Source organism: Arenibaculum sp. (genome assembly GCF_035998295.1).
Taxonomy (GTDB): Bacteria; Pseudomonadota; Alphaproteobacteria; order Azospirillales; family Azospirillaceae; genus DASYHS01.
This window is the reverse complement of the sequence record NZ_DASYHS010000110.1, coordinates 1-1,828: the sequence shown is the minus strand read 5'-3', so window position 1 is coordinate 1,828 and position 1,828 is coordinate 1. Positions and strand designations below refer to the sequence as shown.

The following is a 1,828-nucleotide window of genomic DNA, read 5'->3' as shown; positions in this document are numbered from 1 at the left end:
GGGAATCGACGTCGAACAGCGCCACGGCGCCCCGGCCGACGCGGGCATGGATCGATCGCACCGTGCCGTCCTCGCGCAGGGGGGCCACCCACTGCCAGTAGCGCTGCCGCCGATCCCGCACGGCAGAAGGTTCAGTGGGCGCGGGCGTGCTGATGGCGAGAAAGAGCATGTATCGGTCCTTCGCAGGTGATGGCCGGCAGTTTGGCGCATCGGCGACCGACTTGCACCCGGCCGCCGACGGCCGGGACGTCCGCGGGCGCCGACCAGGGGAATCGCTTCAGGTTAACTGCGGCTGATTCCGTATGAGCGTTTCGAGATAGTCTGGGTTGAGGCATGCGAGTTTTCGGCGGTTCTTGAGGCTGTGCCTGTCCTTGGGATGCCTGATGAGGTTCATGGCCATGTGTTTGACGACGGCCATGTTTTGCGGCCCGTGGCCGGATCGCAGGCGTGCGAGGTCGTCGTGGAAGACGACATCGAGGACCCAGTGCAGCCTGTTCTCGATGCCCCAGTGGGCGCGCACGGCGGCGGCGAAGGCCCTGGCATCGAGCTGTGCGGAGGCGATGTAGTAGCGCTTCTCGTGTCTCACCCTGGCGTCGTGGGTGGTCGTGGCCTCGACCATGGCGATGGCGGCGAGGCCGGGGAATATCCGTTCGTCGGGGTAGCGGCGGTCGGACTGCAGCCATCCGACGTCATGGGAGACGCTGTGGCGGCGCTGCTCGATGCGGCCATGGTCGCCGTCGGCCGTGTCGTAGCTCCGGCAGGCGGCGAGGTTGGCGGGATCGGCGAAGAACGTCTCGACATCGGCCAGCAGGGCGGGCCGGTTGGCCTTCAGGGCCAGCAGGTAGTCGCCGCCGCCCTCGGTGATGGCGCGCGCGATTTCGACCTGGGTGCCGATGGCATCGATGGTGACGAGCGCGCCGGTCAGTTCCAGGTTCTTCAGTAGCAGCGGGATCGCGGCGATCTCGTTGGACTTGGTCTCGACCGCTTCCTGACCGAGCACCAGACGCTGCCGGCTGGCCCACGCCGACACCAGGTGCAGCGGCCCGCGGCCCTTCGTGCGGGCATGGCTGCGCCGTGAGGTCTTGCCGTCGATGGCGATCACCTCCGGCTCATCGTCGCGCAGGCCCGCCGCCCACTCCAGGAAGCAGTGCTTGAACAGCTCCGGGTCGAGCGCGTTGATCACGTCGCCGAGCGTGTCGTGGGAGGGAATGCCGCGCTCGTAGGGCAGGAACCGCCGCAGGAAGTCCAGCCGTTCCTCGCCCCACAGCCGGATTTCCACGAAGTCCTCCATCCCGGACAGCGTAGCCCCGAGGACCAGCAGCAGGATCTCCGGCAGCGGGTAGACCACCCGCCACTGCTGGCGCGGGTCCTCCAGAGCCGAAAAGTGATCCAGAAGGCTGCGAGGGCCGGCGACCTGAGACATGGAAGCTCGCTCCAAAGCGGAGCGTTACATGAATCACATTATCCCCTCCTTGGGATTCCCCCGCCTCAACCTCAACCCGTTAACCTGAAGCGATTGCCCTGCTGTAGTGCTTCTCGCACTTGATGGCGAAATCGGCGAGCGTCATGACCTCGGCGTCGGAGATGCAGAAGCGATCGCGCTCGGCATCGGCCGTTTCGACGGTGCGGGTGCTGTGTCGGCTGGAGCCCTCCGCATAGACCATCTTCTGCTGCTTCACCCCCAGCGTACGGCGCAGGACGCAGCGGCGGCCGACCTCGAAGGTGGTTTTGTGGACGTAGAACTCGTCCGGATCGACCGTCCCCTGAACGACCGTCTCGCCCAGGCCCCAGGCGCCGTGATGAAGACGACGTCGCGAAATCCGGACTC

The 1,828-nt window shown here is 66.5% G+C and carries 2 protein-coding genes; both read right to left on the bottom strand.

The features are described 5' to 3' along the window. Positions 1–277: 277 nt before the first annotated feature. Entirely contained in the window at positions 278–1,423 is a 1,146-nt protein-coding gene (locus VGO20_RS11640) for an ISAs1 family transposase (RefSeq protein WP_327502512.1), read from the bottom strand. A gap of 79 nt (positions 1,424–1,502) precedes the next feature. Next, the coding region (locus tag VGO20_RS11635) for a PEP/pyruvate-binding domain-containing protein (RefSeq protein WP_327502511.1) at positions 1,503–1,828 on the bottom strand (326 nt) is incomplete at its 5' end.

Bases quoted from the DNA above. Each gene is read 5' to 3' on its own strand.
- VGO20_RS11640 (WP_327502512.1), bottom strand. From the start codon at position 1,423: ATGTCTCAGGTCGCCGGCCCTCGCAGCCTTCTGGATCACTTTTCGGCT.